Origin of the sequence: Pseudomonas sp. ESBL9 (assembly GCF_036668715.1) — a bacterium.
Taxonomy (GTDB): domain Bacteria; phylum Pseudomonadota; class Gammaproteobacteria; order Pseudomonadales; family Pseudomonadaceae; genus Aquipseudomonas; species Aquipseudomonas lundensis.
On the sequence record NZ_JAZEVV010000001.1, the window covers coordinates 13,713 to 33,120 of the forward strand.

A 19,408-nucleotide genomic window follows, 5' to 3' on the forward strand; every position below is an offset into this window, starting at 1 on the left:
CAAAAGCTCGCGGTTTGCGGCAGCGACAGGCCGCGCTTAGAGGCTGAAATCACCTTCAGCGACTAATTTGCTCAGCGGCTCACGCTGGCTGGGCACTTCCTTGGCTTGCAGGTAATCGACCAGCGTCGCTTTGTCCCCCAGCTTGCCGATTGCCACCATGGCTTGCACGGCATAGCCTTCCGGGATCTTCAGCTCTTTGTGCGCGCGCTCGTAATCGAGCCCGCTCATGCCGTGGGTGTGCCAGCCGCTCAGGTGAGCTTGCAAGGCCAGATGGCCCCAGGCTGCGCCGGTATCGAACGCGTTAGTCGGTGACGGTTTTTCTTCGGTGGTGCCCGGAGCGGCAAAGGTGGTTTTCGACACAATCACCACCAGCGCGGCGGCGTGTTTAGCCCAGCCCTGGTTGAATTCCACCAGCAGGTTCAAGTAGCGATCAAACGCCGGGGTGCCGCGCAGCGCGAACAGAAAGCGCCAAGGCTGCGAGTTGTAAGCCGAAGGCGCCCAGCGTGCGGCTTCAAAAAAGCTCATGAGGGTCGGTGTGTCGAGGGTGGCATCGGTGAAAGCACGGGGCGACCAGCGCTGGGTGAATTGCTCGTGAATGGCGTAATCGGCGATGCGGGTATTAGCAGTCATTCTTGATACCTGAGTTGATTTTCGCGGTTCAGCGTAGGCGCAAAGCTACTGTTATGCCATCTGGCTGACAAGTCTGACGACAAGCGCTTGGCCCGCGGGGCCTTGGGCACTAGACTGGCGGCCTTTTCCATTCCCCGATGTTGATGTTTGAGCCATGGCCGCAAAAGTTGAACCGTTCTGGATCCGCAAAACCCTCGATCAACTGGATCAGGAGGAATGGGAGTCGCTGTGCGACGGTTGCGGCTTGTGCTGCCTGCAAAAGCTCGAAGATGAAGACGACAACAGCGTCTACTACACGCGCATTGCCTGCAAACTGCTCGACCTGAAAACCTGCCGGTGCACGGACTACCCGAATCGACGTGATTCTGTCCCGGACTGCATTCAACTGTCGCCGGGCAAGGCGGAGGAATTCAAATGGCTGCCGCCCACCTGTGGCTACCGGCTGGTCAGCGAACGCAAGGACCTGCCGCTGTGGCACCCCTTGGTGTGTGGTGATCCGGACGCCGTGCACCACGAGCGCATCTCGCAATCGGGGCGCATGCTGGCCGAAGGCAGCGTGCCGGAAGAAGACTGGGAAGATCATCTGATTTTCCGCGCCGGTTAATCGCCGGAGCGGTCGCAAGGAGTGTGTATGCCGCTGCGTTACCGAATCCCCCTGGGGCTGCTGATGGCACTGCTCGGCAGTCCGCTGTGGGCCGCGCAAAAAGTCAATCTGGATTACCACGTGCGCCTGATGCCGCAAACCGGCCAGGCCGACGTGCGCCTGACGCTGGCTGAAGGCTCAGCCGTGCGCAGTCTGGATTTCGACCTTGGCGCCCCCGGCAGCTACAGCGATTTCAAGGCCGATGGCGGCTGGCAGCTCACCCCCGACCCGCAGCACAGCCGTGGGGTGTGGCATCCCGCGTCAGGCACCGCCACGCTGAGCTACCGGGTTCGCCTCAATCACCCCTTTAAAAACGGCAGTTTCGACACCTATGCCACGGCCAAGTGGGCGTTGTTCCGTGGCGAGCAACTGGTGCCGCCTGCCAGCCTCGACCAGCAAGACGGTACCGAGCTGGTGTCACGGCTGACGTTCGCCTTGCCCGAAGGCTGGAAAAGTGTCGAAACCGCGTGGCCGCGCATCGGCAAAAACCGTTTCCGCATTGACGATGTTTCGCGTTTGTTTGATCGGCCAACCGGGTGGATGCTGGCGGGCACGCTGGGCAGCCGGCGCACCACGCTGGGCGAAACCGAGGTCACCGTTGCCGCGCCGCAAGGGCAGGGCATGCGGCGCATGGACGTCCTGACACTGCTGACCTTCGTCTGGCCGCAGGTGCAAGCGGTGTTCCCGCGCAACCCGCCCAAGTTGCTGATCGTCGGGGCCGGCAGCCCGATGTGGAAAGGCGCCAGCGCCGACCGCAACTCCATTTATCTGAGCAGCGCCTTGCCGATGGTCAGCGAATCTGGCAGCAGTCCGTTGTTGCGCGAATGGGTGCAACTGTTCAGTGGCATCAAGGTAGAACCGGGCCATGACTGGATCAGCCAAGGGTTGAGCGAGTATTACGCCATCGAACTGATGCGCCGCGCAGGCGGGATGAGCGACGAGCGGTATCAGACCTTGCAGCACAAGCTCAATGCGACTGGCAAAGGCGTGACGCGGATGCGCGGCGCGCAGGCCAATCCGGCGGCGGTGGCGCGTGCGGTGACGCTGTTGCAGGCGCTGGACCGCGAAATCCGTCTGCAAACCCATAGCAAGCGTTCGCTGGACGATGTGAGCCAAGCGTTAATGCGCATGGACAAGGTCAATACCCAATCGTTTATCCAACTGAGCGAAAGCGTACTGGGCGGCGCGTCTGACGTGCTCGCCACCCCACTGCTGCACTGAGCGTTCGCTTTACGGTCGTCGCAGATCCGCCAGCCGCGACAGGTCTGGCGCGATGGTTTTCTTTACGCCTTCTTTACGCCCTCGCATCCCCCTCGATCTCGATCCTTTACACCCCTGAACCCCACACTTTCCCCACACGCGGCAATCGCCGCTTTGGGGAGCACGTCGATGGGCATTCTGGATGGGGTGTCGCTGCTGTTGGCAGTGGGGCTGTTCGTTTATCTGCTGGTGGCGCTGTTGCGCGCTGATCGGAATTAGGAGCGGGTATGCACAGTTATGACTATGGGCTGTTGCTGGCCTTTTTCGCGTTGGTGTTGCTGCCTGCGCCCTGGCTGGGACGTTTTTATTACAAGGTCATGGAAGGTCAGCGCACCTGGTTGACGCCGGTGCTCGGGCCGGTCGAGAGGGTCTGTTACCGGGTGGCCGGGGTCGATCCGGGCGATGAGCATACCTGGCAGAAGTACGCGCTGGCGTTGCTGGCGTTCAACCTCGCAGGGTTTGTGTTGCTGTTTGCGATTTTGCTGTTGCAACAGTATTTGCCGCTCAACCCCCAGCAGTTGCCGGGGCAGGAGTGGACGCAGGCGTTCAACACCGCCGTGAGTTTTGTCACCAACACCAACTGGCAGAGCTACAGCGGCGAAGCAACCCTCAGTTACTTCAGCCAAATGGCGGGCCTGACCGTGCAGAACTTCGTCAGTGCGGCGACCGGCCTGGCGGTCTTGGTCGCCTTGTGCCGTGGCATCAGCCGCCGGTCCGCCCGCACGCTGGGCAATTTCTGGGTCGACATGACCCGCGCCACGCTCTACGGCCTGCTGCCGCTGTGCCTGGTGCTGGCGCTGTTGCTGGTGTGGCAGGGCGTGCCGCAAACCCTGGCGCACTATGTTCATGCGCTGACCCTGGAGGACCTGGATCAGGTCATCCCGTTAGGGCCGGCCGCGAGTCAGATTGCGATCAAGCAACTGGGCACCAATGGCGGGGGCTTTTTCGGGGTCAACTCGGCGCACCCGTTCGAGAACCCCACGGCCTGGAGCAACCTGTTTGAAGTGGCGTCGATCATCCTGATTCCCGTGGCGTTGGTGTTCACCTTCGGCCATTACGTCAAGGACCTGCGCCAAAGCCGCGCCATCATCGCCTGCATGCTGGCGTTGTTCCTGATCGGCGGCGGCACTGCGTTGTACGCAGAGTCTCAACCCAACCCTGCGCTCAACAGCCCGCTGGTTGAGCACACCGCACCGCTGGAGGGCAAGGAAGTGCGTTTTGGCACCACCGCCACGGTGCTGTGGACCGAGACCACCACCGCAGCCTCTAACGGGTCGGTCAATGGCATGCATGACAGCCTCAACCCGCTGAGCGGGATGGTGGCGATGGTCAACATGATGGTGGGCGAAGTGATCTTCGGCGGTGTGGGCGCCGGTCTCTACGGCATGTTGCTTAACGTACTGATTGCTGTGTTCCTGGCCGGTTTGATGATTGGCCGAACCCCCGAGTACCTGGGCAAAAAACTGCAAGCCAAAGAGGTTCAACTGCTGGTGGTCACGCTGCTGGTGATGCCGGTGGGCGTGCTGGTGCTCAGCGCGCTGGCGACCAGTTTGCCGAGCGCCGTGGCGTCGGTGAGCAACCCCGGTGCCCATGGCTTCAGTCAAGTGCTGTACGCCTTTACCTCGGCCAGTGCCAACAACGGGTCGGCGTTTGCCGGGCTCAATGCCAACACGCCGTTTTATAACCTGATGTTGGGGTTGGGCATGTTGATCGGCCGTTTCGGTTACATCCTGCCGGTGCTGGCGCTGGCCGGAAGCCTGGCGATGAAGAAAACCGCACCCGTGGGGCAGGACAGCTTTCCCACCCACGGCCCGCTGTTTGTGGTGCTGCTGACCATGACCATCGTGCTGGTGGGCGGGTTGACCTTCTTGCCGACACTGGCCCTTGGCCCAATCGCTGAACAACTGATTCCGGGTTTCTGAGGACACGATGATGAGCATGCCAGCTCCTGTTAAAACCCTGACGCCTGCGCCTGACACCCAGGCGCCTGCGTCACCGAAAACCGCGTTTGCCGACCTGTGGCGTCCGGCGTTGTTACACGCATTCGTCAAGCTCGACCCGCGTCAGCTCAAGCGCTCGCCGGTGATGCTGGTGGTGGAACTGACGGCGGTCTTCACCACGATCTTGTGCGTGTTGCCCGACCCTGTGGTGTCCACCGGCGTAGCGCTGCAAATCGCCGTGTGGTTGTGGTTTACCGTGCTGTTTGCCAACTTCGCCGAAGCCCTGGCCGAGGGTCGGGGCAAGGCGCGGGCTGACAGCCTGAAAGCAGGCAGCGTGGGGTTAAGTGCGCGCCGCCGCACGGCCAACGGCAGCTTTGAAGTGGTGCCGGCCACGCGCTTGCGCAAAGGCGATGTGGTGCGTGTCGAAGCCGGTGAGATGATCCCCGGTGATGGTGAGGTGATTGAAGGCATTGCCGCGGTCAACGAAGCGGCGATCACCGGCGAGTCTGCCCCGGTGATTCGCGAGTCGGGCGGTGATCGTTCGGCCGTCACCGGCAATACGCGGCTGGTGTCGGACTGGCTGTTGGTACAGATCAGCGCCAACCCCGGCGAGTCGACACTGGACCGCATGATCGCGCTGGTCGAAGGCGCCAAACGCCAGAAAACGCCCAACGAAGTGGCGCTGGATATTCTGCTGATCGGCCTGACCCTGATCTTTCTGATCGTGGTCGTGACCTTGCAGCCCTTCGCCTATTTTGCGGGTGGCAGTCTGCCGTTGGTGTTTCTGGTCGCGCTGTTGGTGACGCTGATCCCGACCACCATCGGTGGCTTGCTGTCGGCCATCGGCATTGCCGGTATGGACCGGCTGGTGCGCCTGAACGTGATTGCCAAGTCCGGCCGTGCGGTGGAGGCCGCCGGTGACGTGCACGTGTTGATGCTGGACAAGACCGGCACCATCACCTTCGGCAATCGCCGCTGCACGGCGCTGTATGCCACCCCCGGCGTGACCGCGATGGAGCTGGCTCAGGGCGCGCTGTTGGCGTCGCTGGCGGACGAGACGGCGGAGGGCAAGTCGATTGTCGAGTTCATCCGTGGCCTGCACGCGCTGCCAGAGCCGGAGGCGCACGCAATCACAGCGGTGCCGTTCACGGCTGAAACGCGGCTCTCGGGGGTCGATTACAACGACCGGGTGTACCGCAAGGGCGCCGTGGATTCGGTGCTGGCCTTTATCGGCCTGAAACGCGATGAAGTCGCCCCGGCCTTGTCCCGTGAAATCGACAAAATTGCCCAGAGTGGCGGCACGCCGTTGCTGGTGTGCGTGCAAGGCAAGCTGCTCGGCGCGATTCACCTCAAGGACGTGGTTAAGCCCGGCATCCGCGAGCGTTTTGCCGAACTGCGCACGCTGGGGATCCGCACGGTCATGGTGACCGGCGACAACCCGCTGACCGCCGCGGCGATTGCGGCCGAGGCGGGGGTCGATGATGTGCTGGCAGAAGCCACGCCGGAGAAAAAACTGGCGCGCATCCGCCAGGAGCAAAACGACGGCCGTCTGGTGGCGATGTGCGGCGACGGCGCCAACGACGCACCGGCGCTGGCACAGGCCGACGTGGGCATGGCCATGAACGACGGCACCCAGGCGGCCCGCGAAGCCGCCAACATGGTCGACCTCGACAGCGACCCCACCAAGCTGCTGGATGTGGTGCAGATCGGTAAAGAGTTGCTGGTGACCCGGGGCGCGCTGACCACGTTCTCGATTGCCAACGACGTGGCCAAGTATTTCGCCATCCTGCCTGCGCTGTTTGCCACGATTTACCCGCAACTGGGCGTGCTCAACGTGATGCACCTCAACAGCCCGCAGAGCGCCATCGTGTCCGCGATTGTGTTCAACGCGCTGATTATCGTGGTGCTGATCCCGCTGGCCTTGCGCGGCGTGCGGGTGCAGGCGGCGAGTGCCGCGCAACTGCTGCGTCGCAACCTGCTGATTTACGGGCTGGGCGGGCTGGTGGTGCCGTTTGTGGGCATCAAGCTGATCGACATGCTGCTCACGGCGCTGCATCTGGTTTAACCCGAGGAGGAACGCAACATGGCTACTCTTTTACGTCCGGCCCTGAGCCTGATGGTGCTGTTGACGGCCATCACCGGGGTGATCTACCCGCTGACCGTGACCGGGATCGCGCAACTGGCGTTTCCCGATCAGGCCAATGGCAGCCTGGTGCGCGATGCGGACGGCAGCGTGCGCGGTTCGCAGTTGATCGCCCAGGCCTTCACCGGCGAACAATGGTTTCACTCGCGGCCCTCGGCCGGGGCCTACGCCACGGTGTCGAGCGCGGCCAGCAACCTGGCGCCGAGCAACCCGGCGCTGGCGGCGCGGGTCAAGGACAGCGCCGCCGAATGGGCCGTGCCCGAACAGGGGCCAGTGCCGCTGGCAATGCTGACGACATCCGCCAGCGGGCTGGATCCGCACTTGCCACCTGAGGCAATACGCTATCAACTGCCACGTGTGGCTGCGGCCCGAGGCTTGCCGGTGCAAACGGTCGAGCACTTGCTGCAGGCGCACATCGAGCAGCCGTGGGTTGGGCCGCCGGTGGTGAACGTGCTGAACCTGAACCGGGCGCTGGCGCAGCTCACACCCTGAGCCATCTGCCGCCGTTGTCGCTGCCGCCTGGTGCGGCAGCGACCGCGTTGATCTCCATTTGAATAGGTAAAGACATGACAGATTCCGGTCGCGCCGATGCGTTGTTAGCGGATTTGCCTCGGGCTGGCCGTGGCCGGCTCAAGGTGTTTCTGGGCGCGGCCCCCGGCGTGGGCAAGACCTACGCCATGCTTCAGGCAGCCCACACCCAGGTGCGTCAGGGTGTCCGGGTGCTGGTCGGAGTGGTGGAAACCCATGGCCGCGCCGAAACCCAGGCCCTGCTCAACGGCCTGGCGCAACAGCCTTTGGTGCGCTCGCAATACCGGGGCGTGCAGCTTGAAGAAATGGACCTGGATGGCCTGCTGCACGCCCGGCCCGCATTGGTGTTGGTGGACGAATTGGCCCACAGCAACGCGCCCGGCAGTCGCCACGCCAAACGCTGGCAGGACGTGCAGGAATTGCTGGCCGCCGGGATAGATGTCTACACCACGGTCAACGTCCAGCATCTGGAAAGCCTCAACGATCAGGTGCGCGGCATCACCGGGGTGCACGTGCGCGAAACCCTGCCGGACTGGATCGTGCAGGAAGCCTATGAACTGTTGCTGATCGACCTGCCGCCCCGCGAACTGCTGGAGCGGCTGCGCGATGGCAAAGTGTATGTGCCCGAACAGGCCCGCGCGGCCATCGATGCCTTTTTCACCCAGACCAACCTCAATGCCCTGCGCGAATTGGCCATGCAGACCGCGGCGGTGTATGTCGATGATGAGCTGGACAAAGGCTATCGCCAGTTGGGTCAGGCTGCCCCGGCGTTGCGCGGGCGGTTGCTGGTGGGCATTGATGGCGATGCGCAGGCCCAGCGGCTGGTGCGTCACGCCAGCCGGGTTGCCGAGCGCCGGCATTTGCCATGGAGTCTGGTACACGTGGACAACGGCAGTGCGCGGGACGAGCAGTCGCGGTTGCGCCTACAAAGCGCGCAGCAATTGGCTGAGCGTCTGGGGGGCGAGGTGGTGTTGCTGCGCGCGGGCGAAGTGGCGAAAACCCTGATTCAGCACGCCGCCGAGCGCCGCGCCAGCCTGCTACTGGTGGGCCAGTCACGGCCGAAATGGCGCAGGAAATGCTTCGGCGGCGGGCTGGCATCTCGCTTGTTGCGCGATGCCCACGGGCTGGAAATCAACGTGCTCGATAACGAGCAGGCACCGGATGCCACGCCGCGTTGGCGCGTGGGGTCGCTGGTGTGGTTCGACTACGGTCTGGCGCTGCTGGCAACCGTATTGGCCAGTGCGTTGGCCTGGGGTGTGTCCAGCGTGCTGGCGCTGCCCAATATTTCGATGGTGTTTCTGGCGGCCGTGCTGCTGGTGGCGGTGCGCAGCAGCCTGGGACCTGCGCTGGCCTGTGCAGCGATGTCCTTTTTGACCTATGACTTTTTATTCATCCCGCCGAACTTCTCGTTCAGTATCCAGCGTGAAGAAGATGTGCTGACGCTGGTGTTCTTCCTGCTCATGGCCGCCTTGACCGGCAACCTCGCGGCCCGTCAGCGCCGCCAGTTGCAGGCGCTGCGCGAGACCCAGCAAGAGACCAGCGAGCTGTTGGACCTGTCGCGCAAACTGACCGCTGCCACCGACCGCAAAGCGGTGGTCAACGCCGCCGCCCAGCATTTGAGCGGCTGGAAAGAACTCAACCTGTGCCTGCTCAACCGTGATGGCAGCGGCGGCTGGACCGTGGAAACCGGAGGGCCGTTGACCTTCAACGAGGCCGAGCGCGCGGCGGCCGACTGGGCCTGGAATCACGAGCAACCGGCGGGCAAAGGCACCGGCACCTTACCGATGGGCCGTTGGTGGTGGTGGCCCTTGACGGTGGACGACGGCCCATTGGCCTTGCTGGGCGTCAGCCCGAAAGAAGGCCAGAGCTTGACCGGTCAGCGGCGGCGCCTGCTGATGGCCCTCAGCCAGCCATTGGCACAGGCGCTGGCCCGTGCGCAATTGGCCCAGGACCTTGAAGCCGCCCGCCTGCATGGCGAAACCGAACAATTGCGCAGCGCCTTGCTGGCCTCCGTGTCCCACGACCTGCGCACCCCGCTGACCACCATGCGCGGCAGTATCGACACGCTGCTTGCGCTGGGCGAGGCGATCCCGCTGGAGGACCGGCGCGAATTGCTGGAGGGCACCCGTGACGAGGCCGAGCGCCTGGACCGCTACATTCAGAACCTGCTGGACATGACCCGTCTGGGCCATGGGGCCTTGAAGCTGGCGCGGGACTGGGTGTCGCCGACGGACATCGTCGCCAGTGCGTTGAACCGGCTGCGGGCGGTGCTCGCGCCGTTGCAGGTGCAGGTCGACGTGGCGCCGCAATTGCCGCTGTTACACATTCACGCGGCGTTGATCGAGCAGGCACTGGTCAACGTCCTGGAAAACGCCGCACGTTTTTCACCGCCCCATGGCGTGCTGCAACTGGTGGCCGGGGCCGATCAACAGGAGCTGTGGTTTGCCGTGAGCGATCAAGGGCCCGGTATCCCGGAAGAAGACCGGGCGAAGATTTTCGACATGTTTTACACCGCTGCCCGCGGCGACCGGGGCGGGCAGGGCACGGGGCTGGGGCTGGCGATCTGTCAGGGCATGGTCGGCGCCCATGGCGGGCGCATCAGTGTGGGCGAGGGCATCGGCGGGCGCGGCACGTGCATCACCTTGCACTTGCCGCTGCCTGAACAGCCGCTGCCGGAAGGGGAAGAGCCGCCCCGTGAAGCCTGATATTCTGCGCGCCTCTTTACACGGTGAACCCACGCCATGAGCCAACCCACCACCGTTTTGGTCATTGATGACGAACCGCAGATCCGCAAGTTTTTGCGCATCAGCCTGGTGTCCCAGGGGTATCAGGTGCTCGAAGCGGCCACGGGCGCCGACGGCTTGAGCCTGGCCGCGCTGCAGAAACCGGATCTGCTGGTGCTCGACCTCGGCCTGCCGGACATGGACGGCCAGCACGTGCTGCGCGAGTTTCGCGAATGGTCAGGGGTGCCGGTGCTGGTGCTTTCGGTGCGGGCCAGCGAAGCGCAAAAGGTCGAAGCGCTGGATGGCGGCGCCAATGACTACGTGACCAAACCCTTCGGCATTCAGGAGTTTCTGGCGCGCATCCGTGCGTTGTTGCGTCAGGCTTCGGCGGGCGAGGTGCAGCAGGCCGCCGTGGCCGTGGGGCCCTTGACCGTAGACCTGGCTTATCGCCGTGTATTGCTGGACGGCGTCGAAGTCGCCCTGACGCGCAAGGAATATGCCGTGCTGGCGCAGTTGGCGCGCCATCCGGGGCGGGTCATCACCCAGCAACAACTGCTCAAGGATATTTGGGGCCCGACCCATGTCGAGAACAGCCATTACTTGCGCATTGTGGTCGGTCATTTGCGGCAAAAGCTGGCCGATGACCCGACCTGCCCGCGCTTTATCGTGACCGAACCGGGTGTGGGTTATCGCTTGCTGGACGCTTAGGGGGTTTCACTCTCATAGCGGTCCAGGGTGTCGCTGGCAATCTCGCGGCCCAGGGCGATCAATTCGGGCGCCTTGTAAAACTCAAAAAAACGGCACACCCGCTTGGGCACGTTAATCAGAATGTCGGGCGGATAACCGGCGATTTTGTACTGCGCCAGTGACGTCTGCATGACTTCGAAGCTCTGGTTGATCAAATCCAGCAGCGACGCCGGGCCCACGTTGTCGATGATGAATGAACCCGAAGCGGATTTGGGCGCGCCTTCCTGGGTCGGGGCGGCGGCCGGTTGCTGACTGTCGGGGCGCGACGATTCAATCCAGGGATTGGGAGCGGTATCCAGGGCAGGCGTGAGCAGCGCTTGCTCCAGCTCCAGCAGGTCGTTTGCATGTTTATTGCGAAAGGGGATGTGTGAACCGAGGGAGTTCATCAGGTTGTCGAAACGGCTTTTGAACGCCGGGGCACGTTGAATGACGGGCAACTGGTAGCCGTTTTGGTGGGTGGCGTTCAGGTTGACAGCGATGATCAGGTCGCAATGGCTGGAGACCACCGGCACGATGGGCAGCGGGTTGAGCAGGCCGCCGTCGACCAGCATGCGGTTGCCCTGCATCACCGGGGTAAACAGGCTGGGAATCGCCGCCGAGGCCCGCATTGCCTGATGCAGGCAGCCTTCCTGAAACCAGATTTCCTGTTGGTGGGTCAGGTCCGTGGCCACGGCGGTGTAGGGGATACGCAAGTCTTCGATGTTGATCTCGCCAACGATGTTGCGAATTTGACCGAACACTTTTTCCCCACGAATGGCGCCCAGGCGAAAGCTAACGTCCACCAGCCGCAACACATCGAGATAGTCCAGACTTTGAATCCAGTCGCGGTACAGATCAAGCTTGCCCGCCGCGTAGATGCCCCCCACCACGGCCCCCATCGAGCAACCGGCAATGCAGGCGATGTCGTAGCCACGGCGTTCGAGTTCCTCAATGACGCCAATGTGGGCGTACCCTCGGGCGCCACCCGAGCCCAGCACCAATGCAACGCGCTTTTTCATGAATCAATCCTTGGCCAGTGAGGTGCTAACAATGCAATGCCTTTTCCTGAATGGGCAAGCTAGTCTTGCAAAGACGGCGCGCCGGGGCAGGGCACTTTCTACCTGCTTTTGCGTCTTAGCCTCTAATTAACATTAATTGTTTGAGGGTATGTCCATGAAAGCTCTGATCTGTGTGCCGTTGATGGCGTTGATGCTGGCCGGTTGTGCGGGCAAAACGGCCTACCGTGACAGTTGCGCGACGCAGCTGGATGCCGCCTGGCACGAGCTGGACCTGGCCAAGGCCGAAGGGTTTGCCGGTACGATCAGTTATTCCAAGGCCCTGTCGTTGCTGACCGGGGCTAAAACCCAACAACAGTTCGAAGCGTTTGAAGGCTGCTCGAAAAAAGCCGAGAAAGCGCGTTTTTATATTCGTGAGTCACGCGCGGGTCGTTAAACCGGTGCGGGACGGGGAGGGGAAGGATGTCTGAATGGGTTGACAAGATTGTGGCGAACATCGTGCGTCTGGAGGTCAGGTTGCTGGCCTGTCAGGCGCGCTTGCAGGCTGAAACCGACCCCGAAGCCTTGCATGATTTGCGCACCACGGTGCGCCGTCTGCGCAGCCTACTAAGACCGCTGCGGGGGTTGCCGGGGGTGGTGCAGCTGGAAATGGCGGCCTCACAGGTGGGTGCTCTGACCACGCCGCTGCGCGATCTGGAAGTGCTGGCGGCGTATTTGCAGCAACAGGGTCACGCGCAACTGGCTGGGCGTCGGTTGGCGCAACTGGCGGGCAGCTATGTCGCCGTGGCTGAAAGCGCGCAGTTGGCGCAACTGCTGATGATCCTTGACGTCTTCCCACGGTTTCTGCGGGCCGCCCAGCGTGAAGGGTTGCTGCGCGGGTTGCGCCCGCGCATCGAAAAGGTGCTTGAAAAACAGTGGCAGACCCTACAAAAGGCGCTGAATGACCCCGGCCATGACCGGCACCGTGTGCGTTTGCTGATTAAACGCGTGCGCTATGCCGCCGAGGCCTACCCCGAACTGGATCGCTTGCCGCCGAGGGTACTGGTACGCCTTAAAGAGGCGCAAAAAGCCCTGGGCGACTGGCACGATGCCTGGCAATGGTTGTTGCAGGCCGAGCAGCAGCCGGACTTGCAGCCCTGTGTCGAGGGCTGGCGTGACACCCTGGCCCGTGGTGAACAGGACGCCGACCGCGCGTTGATCAAGTTGAGCGCGGCCTGTTTTCACTCATGATTTGGCCGAATCAAGCGCTGTGCTGCCTGCGACGGGTGCGTAGTATCTGCCTCTGATGATCCATGACGAGGTGCTCATGCAGTTTTCAGAATTGGTTGCGCAGGTGCGTCATAACCCGTCGTCCGTCACGATTCCGGCCGATTGGGGTCAGGGACGTGCAACATTTGGCGGTTTGATGGCGGCCTTGCAGTATGAGGCAATGCGTGCCCAAGTCCCTGCGCAGCGCGCTTTACGCTCGCTGTCGGTGAGCTTCGTCGGGCCTGTGGCCCCGGATGTGCCGGTTAGCTTTGAAGTCGAAGTGCTGCGTGAAGGCAAGGCCGTCACGCAGGTGCTGGGCAGGGCGCTGCAACAGGGTCAGGTGGTGACGCTGGTTCAAGGCAGCTTCGGCGCGCCACGCGAATCGTCCGTCAAGGTGCAGAGCCTGCCGGCGCCGGATATGAAGCCCGTCGACAACTGCCCGCTGTTGCCCTACATCAAAGGCATCACGCCGGAATTCATGCGGCATTTGTCGATGGGCTGGGCGGTAGGCGCCTTGCCATTTACCGGCAAGGGCGGGCGTGACATGGGCGGCTGGGTGCGGTTTGCGGATGAGGTCAAGGACGAACCCCTGACCGAAACCCACGTGCTGGCCCTGGTCGATGCCTGGCCACCGGCCTTGCTGCCGCTGCTGGACAAGCCCGCCGCCGGTAGCACTTTGACCTGGACCATTGAGTTTGTGCAGCCGCAGGTTCACATCAGCACCCGTGAGTGGTGCAAATACCTGGCCGTGATCGAGCATGCGCAGGATGGGTATGGCCATGTGGCGGCTAATCTGTGGTCGCCTGCGGGCGAGCTGATTGCGATCAGCCGCCAGACCGTCACGGTGTTTGGCTAGGGGATGAAAGACCACGTGGCGCAGGGTGGCGTTGATCGATGCTTATTGGCTACAACTTAACCCCGCTTCTCTCGCCTTGCCCTGCACCCCGTGGGTGTTCGTCACGGCGGCTATTAAACGGGAACCGCCCCAGTCAGAACGCCTGACTGTGTGGTTCTTCATGCGCCTTGTGACGCTGGTGTTGCAGGCGTGTGGCCGCAAACAGCGTCACCAGGCCGATCAGCGCGCTGGTGGCGTTGCCACTGAAGATGCCCGAGGCCAGTAGCAGAAAGGCCACCACCATCAACGCGACAGCCATCAGGTCAATCGCCTGATGCGAGGCGCTCGCGTGGCTCTGTGGGTTCGAGCGCCATTGCCAGGCAGGCAGGTTGGGATGACGTTTGCCCATGATTGCACTCCTTGTTCGAGGGTTCAGCGATGGCTGAACCGGATGAACAGAGGATAGGCCCGCGCAAGGCACGCGGCGAATCGACAATGGCTATTGGCCTTATAGCTTTAACTGACCGATGGCCCGGTTCAGTTCACCGGCCAGCGTCGCCAACTGGTTACTGGTCGTGGCTGAGTCGACGGTTTGTTGCACTGTGTTTTCAGTGACGTCGCGGATGCTGACCACGGCGCGGTTCATTTCTTCGGCAACATGGCTCTGCTCCTGGGCGGCCACCGCAATTTGCGTGTTGCTCTCGCGCATCTTGGCCACCGCGTCGGTGATTTCCGCCAGCGCCTCGCCCGCCTCTTGGGCCTGCTGCACGCAGTCATCGGCCTTGAACGAGCTTTCCTGCATGAAGTCCACCGCGTCTCGGGTGCCCGCTTGCAGGGCCGATACCATGGTGGTGATTTCGTCTGTCGAGGCTTGCACGCGCTTGGCCAGGTTGCGCACCTCATCGGCCACCACGGCAAACCCGCGACCCATCTCGCCAGCCCGGGCGGCCTCAATCGCCGCGTTGAGCGCCAGCAGGTTGGTTTGCTCGGCAATGCTGTGAATCACACTGACGACGCCGTTGATCTTCTGACTGTCTTGGGCCAGTTGCTGAATCATCTCGGCGGTTTGTTGCACACCGTTGGACAGGCTGGCGATGGAGTCCTGAACCCGGCTGACCACTTGCTGACCACTGCCGGCGAGGGTATCGGCGGTTTGCGACAGGTCGCGGGTGGCGCCAGCGTGCTGGGCAATGTGATAGACCGTGGCAGACATTTCATTGATGGCAGTGGCGGCCTGATCGGTTTCGCTTTGCTGGCCGAGCATGCCATGACGCACTTCGTCCATGCTGCTGGCCAGTCGCGCGGCACCGGCATCCAATTGCGCGGCGGTGTCGGCGACGGTCTGTACGATACGTTGATAACCGGCTTGCATGGCATTGAAGGCCCCCGCCATTTGCCCCACCTCGTCGGTGCAGGCCAAAGGCACGCGGGCGGACAGGTCGCCGGTTTTTTCGACGTGCAGCATCACGTCTTTGAGCGTGTTGAGCTGGCTGAGCAAGAACTGAATCAACAGTTGCGAAGCGCAGAGCATCGCCAGCATCAGCACGAACACCGCTACCGCGTAGTTCGCCAGACGTTCGACAAACACTTGCGCCAGGCTTGGCGCGTAGGCCAGTACCGCAACCCGTTGGCCGTCAGGGCGGGTGATGACCTCGGCGCCCAGCAGCGGGTTGTGCCCGAAGAACGGCATGGCGTGGAGGGAGACCCACCCATTGCCCTCACTGAGTTGCGGCAGGGGGTGTTCGTCCACGGTGGGAACCTGGCCCGGTCTCATCGGCAGCAAGAAGTCGACGGCGGGCAAGGCCTGACCGCCCGGCCAGGCACTGAGCAATTGCGCCTGCGCATGGGCATTCGCGCGGGCGGCATCGGCGCGCGATTGTTGTTCGAGCTGCACGGCGTAGAGCACCAGCAACAGCGTGGTGACGAAGGCCACCGCGTTGACGGCCCAGAATTTGTATTTGAGCGAGATGTTGCTAAGCCAGGCACCCATGGAAGGTCTTCTCTGATTTGGCGGAAACAATATTGGCAAGGTGCCATCATTGTGCCGTCAAACCATGACGATCTTGTTGATGTGGGTCAAGGGCGTGAACCTGTGACGGCTCACCCCTGGTGCCTCAAACGTGTTGCAGGGTCGGCAAGCCAAAAAAGGCGCGGGCACAGGCGGTGCTGTGTTCGGCAAGATCGGCTTCGCTTTCACCCCGGTGCAGCGCCACTTCTCGCAGGACTTCGGGGAGGTAGGCCGGTTCGTTGCGACCGTTTTTGGGTTTTGGGCGCAGGGTGCGGGGCAGCAAATACGGCGCGTCACTCTCGAGCATCAGGCGACCACGAGGAATGTTGCGCACCAGCGGGTGCAAATGCGTTCCGCGGCGTTCGTCGCAGATCCAGCCCGTGATGCCGATGTGCAGATCCAGGTCCAGATAACTGAACAGCGCCTTCTGCTCGCCGGTGAAGCAATGCACCACGGCAGCCGGCAGGCGGTCGCGGTAGTCGCGCAGGATCTCCAGCAGGCGCTGATTGGCGTCGCGCTCGTGCAAGAACACGGGCAGTTGTAAATCCACAGCCATCGCCAAGTGTTCTTCGAGCACTTTTTCCTGTTGCGGGCGTGGCGAAAAATCACGGTTGAAGTCCAGGCCGCATTCGCCCACGGCAAGCACCCGTGGCTCTGTGAGCAAGGCATGTAAACGCCGGGCGCTGTCGGTGTTCCAGTCGCTGGCCGAGTGCGGATGGATGCCCGCTGTCGAGAACAGCCGCGTGGCGCTTTCATCCTGCTCATGGCACAACTGCAAGGCGTGCTCGCTGCCGTCTACGCTGGTGCCGGTGAGCACCAATTGGCACACGCCGGCGGCGTAGGCACGCTCCAGCACGGCCTCATGTTTGCCGTCGAAGCTGGGGTTGGTCAGGTTGACGCCGATATCGATGAGTTGCATGGTGCTACCTCAGGCCACAGGCCGCGAAGCATATCAGAGCTGTCGATTTAATAAGAAAAACCAAGAACTACAGAGAGTTGTGGTTGTCTTTGAATGCCGCAATTGCGCAATTCCCGGTACAGGATTCGCTGTATCCGCGCAATTGCACACGTCTCGCAGCGCACCTTATGCCCCAAAAGGGCGACCGGTTGTCGGGTAATCCGGCACGCTGACGGGCTGTATTCTTTGCGGAGAACGGATGACAAGACTGACGCTGTGGATTGCGCTGTGCCTGATGCTGTTGCCCGGTCTGGCAACGGCACGCCTGCCCGGACCGCTCCAGGCGGCGCAGCCGAGTCAGGTCCGCGATCTGGCCCAGATTCGTAGTAGCCAGGTGCTGCGCGTGCTGGTCAACCAAAGCCGCAACAGTTCCGGTGAAGTGCAGGGCCAGTCGATTGGTGTCGAATACCATCGCTTGCGGGCCTTCGAGCGTTACCTCAACGGCCATGCGCGAACGGGTCAACAGATCACCCTCAAAATCATCCCTAAAGCCAAGGATCAACTGCTGGGTGCGCTGTTGCGCGGCGAAGGCGACTTAATGGCGCCCGGCGAGCTGCTGGACGTCAAGCCGAGCCATGCCATTAGCCCGAGCGAGCCGATCATTGATCGCGTGTCGCTGATTCTCGTGGGGGTCAAGGGTGAGCGACGCTTCACCCGGCTTGAGCAATTGTCGGGCCGCACGGTGGCGCTGACGACGGGCAGTGCGGCTGGCGAAGCGGTGAACCTGATCAATCAAAAACTGGCACTGCGCAAACTGCCGCCGGTGAAAATCGAATGGGTGGACCCGACCCTGGCGGTCGAAGATGTGCTGGAGATGGTGCAAGCCAAAATCTACCACCTGACCCTGGTCGAACAGCCGATTGCCGAGCGTTGGGCTGCGTTGATGCCCAAGCTGCGCTTTGATCGCAAAGTGCTGGTCAGCGAGCCGGGCGCCATGCGCTGGTACGTGCGTCGCGATGCGTCGATGTTGCGGGCCAGCATCGATCGCTTCCTGACGACCTACCGCGTGCCTGACGATCAGAATGTGGCGTTCGAGCGCGTCTATCGACGCCTGTATCGCGTGCACTACCCGCTGGCGCGGGCAGACCGGCAGAAGCTTGAAAAACTGCGTCCGGTGCTGCAAAAGCATGCGCAGCAACAAGGCATGGACTGGCTCAATCTGGCGGCGCTGGCGTTCAAGGAGTCCACGCTGAACCCGAATGCCAAAGGCTCGGGCGGCGCCATGGGGCTGTTGCAGATCACGTCCTCGGCGGCGCAGCGGGTGGGCGTCAACAATATTCAAAGCGTCGACAGCAATGTGCAGGCCGGTGCCAAGTACCTGGCGATGATCCGGCGCAAGTTCTTTGCCAGCCCCAAATTAAATGAACGCGAGCGCATGGCGTTCGTGCTGGCGGCTTACAACATGGGGCCCGAACGCGTGCAGGCCATGCGCGCAGAGGCCCGACGCAGGGGGCTTAATCCCAATCAATGGTTCTTTCAGGTAGAGCGCATTGCCATGGAGCAGGTGGGAATGGGGGCGGTCAGCTATGTTAATAGTGTGAATAAATACTATTTGGCCTTCGACCGTGAACGCGACGCGCTGGAGCCCACGGAGCCGAAGTTGGCTTCCCGCAAATAATCGATAAATTCGATTGTTATTGGGCATTTATTCGGCTTTTAACCGGATAAAAACTGATTAATATGGCGCCACTCCCAACCTGACTGACGAAAAGGACTGCACCATGAATAAATTCACCCACACCGTTTTGGGGACTCACGCGGGCTACGGCTTGACCGTGTTGCGGGTTTTGGTCGGTATTATCTTCGCCGCCCACGGTTCGCAAAAACTCTTTGGCTGGTTTGGCGGGGGCGGTCTGGCGGGTACGGCGCAATGGATGGAAAGCATCGGTCTGGCGCCCGGGACCCTGATGGCGCTGCTCTCGGGCGGGACGGAGTTCTTTGGCGGGCTGGCGCTGATCATTGGGCTGCTGGCGCGGCCTGCCGCATTGGGGCTGACCTTTACCTTGCTGGTGGCGATTTTCACGGTGCATATCAGTAACGGTCTGTTCATGGCCAACAACGGCTATGAATTCGCCCTGGCGCTGCTGGGCGGCACCCTGGCGGTATTGATCGAGGGCGCGGGCAAATTGTCCCTGGATCAGGCGATTGCCCATAAGTAAGCGCAAAGGCCTGTTCGTCTGACCTGACTACAGACGAGCAGGCGGTTGCTCTCGGGGGGGGCACTGCTTTGCGGACTGCCTGAGAACGTGATTCTTGACAGTTGTAATCGGGTTTATCTAGGATGTTTTCTTGCGCCGATTTAAACAGCTACTTGCGGGGCGCCGAGTGTTCGACTGAACACCCAAGAGGCTTGTAACAGGCCTTGAAATACCGCTAAAGCGCTGGTTCGGTGTTGCCTCTCACCTGCCACGCAGAATCCTGAGGCGGAGAAACCGATAGATGAGTCAGCCACGTCCCCTTGTACGTCTTGCGCCGATCACGGCGAATCAAACCTTCCGTAATCCAAAAATCCTGTTGGGCGGTAAACACCAGCCGACGCTGTTGCGTTATCTGGACGGTTGGCCGCGTCGAAAGGGACGGGCTTCGGCGTTCTTGATTCAGTTTGTAGAAGGCGACGACAGCCTGGCGCGGTTTGCCACTGACAGTTTTGATCTGGCCGTGATTCAGTCGCCCTCTGCCCAACAGGCCGAGTCGGTGATTGGCAACTTGATACGTATATCCCGCCAAGGACTGATTACCTTGCGTTGAAG

19 protein-coding genes are annotated in these 19,408 nt (G+C 62.1%); 14 read left to right on the forward strand and 5 right to left on the reverse strand.

What is annotated here, in order from left to right:
- Positions 1-36 precede the first annotated feature (36 nt).
- On the reverse strand, positions 37-630 hold the full coding sequence (locus V6F78_RS00070; RefSeq protein ID WP_094991510.1) for a nitroreductase family protein: 594 nt from the start codon (positions 628-630) through the stop codon (positions 37-39).
- Between the two features lie 154 nt (positions 631-784).
- Here V6F78_RS00070 and V6F78_RS00075 point away from each other — a divergent pair, with 154 nt between their 5' ends.
- The 8 genes from V6F78_RS00075 (at position 785) to V6F78_RS00110 (ending at position 10,575) form a co-directional block, all read left to right on the forward strand.
- Positions 785-1,234 carry a YcgN family cysteine cluster protein gene (locus V6F78_RS00075; RefSeq protein ID WP_047274118.1) on the forward strand — a complete coding sequence of 150 codons (450 nt, stop codon included), beginning with the start codon at positions 785-787 and terminating at the stop codon, positions 1,232-1,234.
- A gap of 27 nt (positions 1,235-1,261) precedes the next feature.
- Positions 1,262-2,494 (forward strand): hypothetical protein, encoded by a 1,233-nt coding sequence (locus tag V6F78_RS00080; RefSeq protein ID WP_169858811.1) that lies wholly within the window; start codon positions 1,262-1,264, stop codon positions 2,492-2,494.
- 168 nt (positions 2,495-2,662) lie between these two features.
- Positions 2,663-2,752: a K(+)-transporting ATPase subunit F gene (gene kdpF / locus V6F78_RS00085; protein ID WP_047274123.1), complete on the forward strand. Its 90-nt coding sequence runs from the start codon at positions 2,663-2,665 to the stop codon at positions 2,750-2,752.
- Between the two features lie 8 nt (positions 2,753-2,760).
- Entirely contained in the window at positions 2,761-4,455 is a 1,695-nt protein-coding gene (gene kdpA, locus V6F78_RS00090) for a potassium-transporting ATPase subunit KdpA (protein WP_332726421.1), read from the forward strand.
- A gap of 10 nt (positions 4,456-4,465) precedes the next feature.
- A complete protein-coding gene (gene kdpB / locus V6F78_RS00095; RefSeq protein WP_332726422.1) occupies positions 4,466-6,538 on the forward strand; it encodes a potassium-transporting ATPase subunit KdpB in 2,073 nt (690 codons plus the stop codon).
- Positions 6,539-6,556: 18 nt separating this feature from the next.
- The gene (gene kdpC / locus V6F78_RS00100) at positions 6,557-7,108 is read left to right on the forward strand and encodes a potassium-transporting ATPase subunit KdpC (RefSeq protein ID WP_047277802.1); all 552 of its coding nucleotides are present in this window, start codon (positions 6,557-6,559) and stop codon (positions 7,106-7,108) included.
- A 74-nt stretch (positions 7,109-7,182) separates the two neighbouring features.
- Entirely contained in the window at positions 7,183-9,849 is a 2,667-nt protein-coding gene (locus V6F78_RS00105) for a sensor histidine kinase KdpD (protein ID WP_332726423.1), read from the forward strand.
- 36 nt (positions 9,850-9,885) lie between these two features.
- Entirely contained in the window at positions 9,886-10,575 is a 690-nt protein-coding gene (locus V6F78_RS00110) for a response regulator (RefSeq protein WP_047292680.1), read from the forward strand.
- On the opposite strand, the gene V6F78_RS00115 is transcribed toward V6F78_RS00110, so the two are convergent.
- On the reverse strand, positions 10,572-11,612 hold the full coding sequence (locus V6F78_RS00115; RefSeq protein ID WP_047292682.1) for a patatin-like phospholipase family protein: 1,041 nt from the start codon (positions 11,610-11,612) through the stop codon (positions 10,572-10,574). The genes V6F78_RS00110 and V6F78_RS00115 overlap by 4 nt on opposite strands.
- A 154-nt stretch (positions 11,613-11,766) precedes the next feature.
- Here V6F78_RS00115 and V6F78_RS00120 point away from each other — a divergent pair, with 154 nt between their 5' ends.
- The 3 genes from V6F78_RS00120 to V6F78_RS00130 all read left to right on the forward strand — a co-directional run bounded on the left by V6F78_RS00120 (position 11,767) and on the right by V6F78_RS00130 (position 13,713).
- A complete protein-coding gene (locus V6F78_RS00120; protein WP_047274136.1) occupies positions 11,767-12,045 on the forward strand; it encodes a hypothetical protein in 279 nt (92 codons plus the stop codon).
- A 26-nt stretch (positions 12,046-12,071) separates the two neighbouring features.
- Entirely contained in the window at positions 12,072-12,839 is a 768-nt protein-coding gene (locus tag V6F78_RS00125) for a CHAD domain-containing protein (RefSeq protein WP_047277796.1), read from the forward strand.
- A gap of 76 nt (positions 12,840-12,915) precedes the next feature.
- On the forward strand, positions 12,916-13,713 hold the full coding sequence (locus tag V6F78_RS00130; protein ID WP_169858805.1) for an acyl-CoA thioesterase: 798 nt from the start codon (positions 12,916-12,918) through the stop codon (positions 13,711-13,713).
- 133 nt (positions 13,714-13,846) lie between these two features.
- Here the strand turns inward: V6F78_RS00130 and V6F78_RS00135 are convergent, their stop codons facing one another.
- From V6F78_RS00135 to V6F78_RS00145, 3 genes are all read right to left on the reverse strand, one after another.
- Positions 13,847-14,101, reverse strand: a complete 255-nt coding sequence (locus V6F78_RS00135) for a hypothetical protein (RefSeq protein ID WP_052959377.1) — start codon at positions 14,099-14,101, stop codon at positions 13,847-13,849.
- Positions 14,102-14,200: 99 nt separating this feature from the next.
- Positions 14,201-15,682: a methyl-accepting chemotaxis protein gene (locus V6F78_RS00140; protein ID WP_332726424.1), complete on the reverse strand. Its 1,482-nt coding sequence runs from the start codon at positions 15,680-15,682 to the stop codon at positions 14,201-14,203.
- Between the two features lie 124 nt (positions 15,683-15,806).
- Positions 15,807-16,619 carry a TatD family hydrolase gene (locus tag V6F78_RS00145; RefSeq protein WP_047274144.1) on the reverse strand — a complete coding sequence of 271 codons (813 nt, stop codon included), beginning with the start codon at positions 16,617-16,619 and terminating at the stop codon, positions 15,807-15,809.
- A 238-nt stretch (positions 16,620-16,857) separates the two neighbouring features.
- Here V6F78_RS00145 and V6F78_RS00150 point away from each other — a divergent pair, with 238 nt between their 5' ends.
- From V6F78_RS00150 to V6F78_RS00160, 3 genes are all read left to right on the forward strand, one after another.
- On the forward strand, positions 16,858-18,276 hold the full coding sequence (locus V6F78_RS00150) for a transglycosylase SLT domain-containing protein (RefSeq protein ID WP_047292686.1): 1,419 nt from the start codon (positions 16,858-16,860) through the stop codon (positions 18,274-18,276).
- Between the two features lie 103 nt (positions 18,277-18,379).
- A complete protein-coding gene (locus V6F78_RS00155) occupies positions 18,380-18,817 on the forward strand; it encodes a DoxX family protein (RefSeq protein ID WP_047292687.1) in 438 nt (145 codons plus the stop codon).
- Between the two features lie 280 nt (positions 18,818-19,097).
- Positions 19,098-19,406 carry a hypothetical protein gene (locus V6F78_RS00160; RefSeq protein ID WP_047292690.1) on the forward strand — a complete coding sequence of 103 codons (309 nt, stop codon included), beginning with the start codon at positions 19,098-19,100 and terminating at the stop codon, positions 19,404-19,406.
- Positions 19,407-19,408 lie beyond the last annotated feature (2 nt).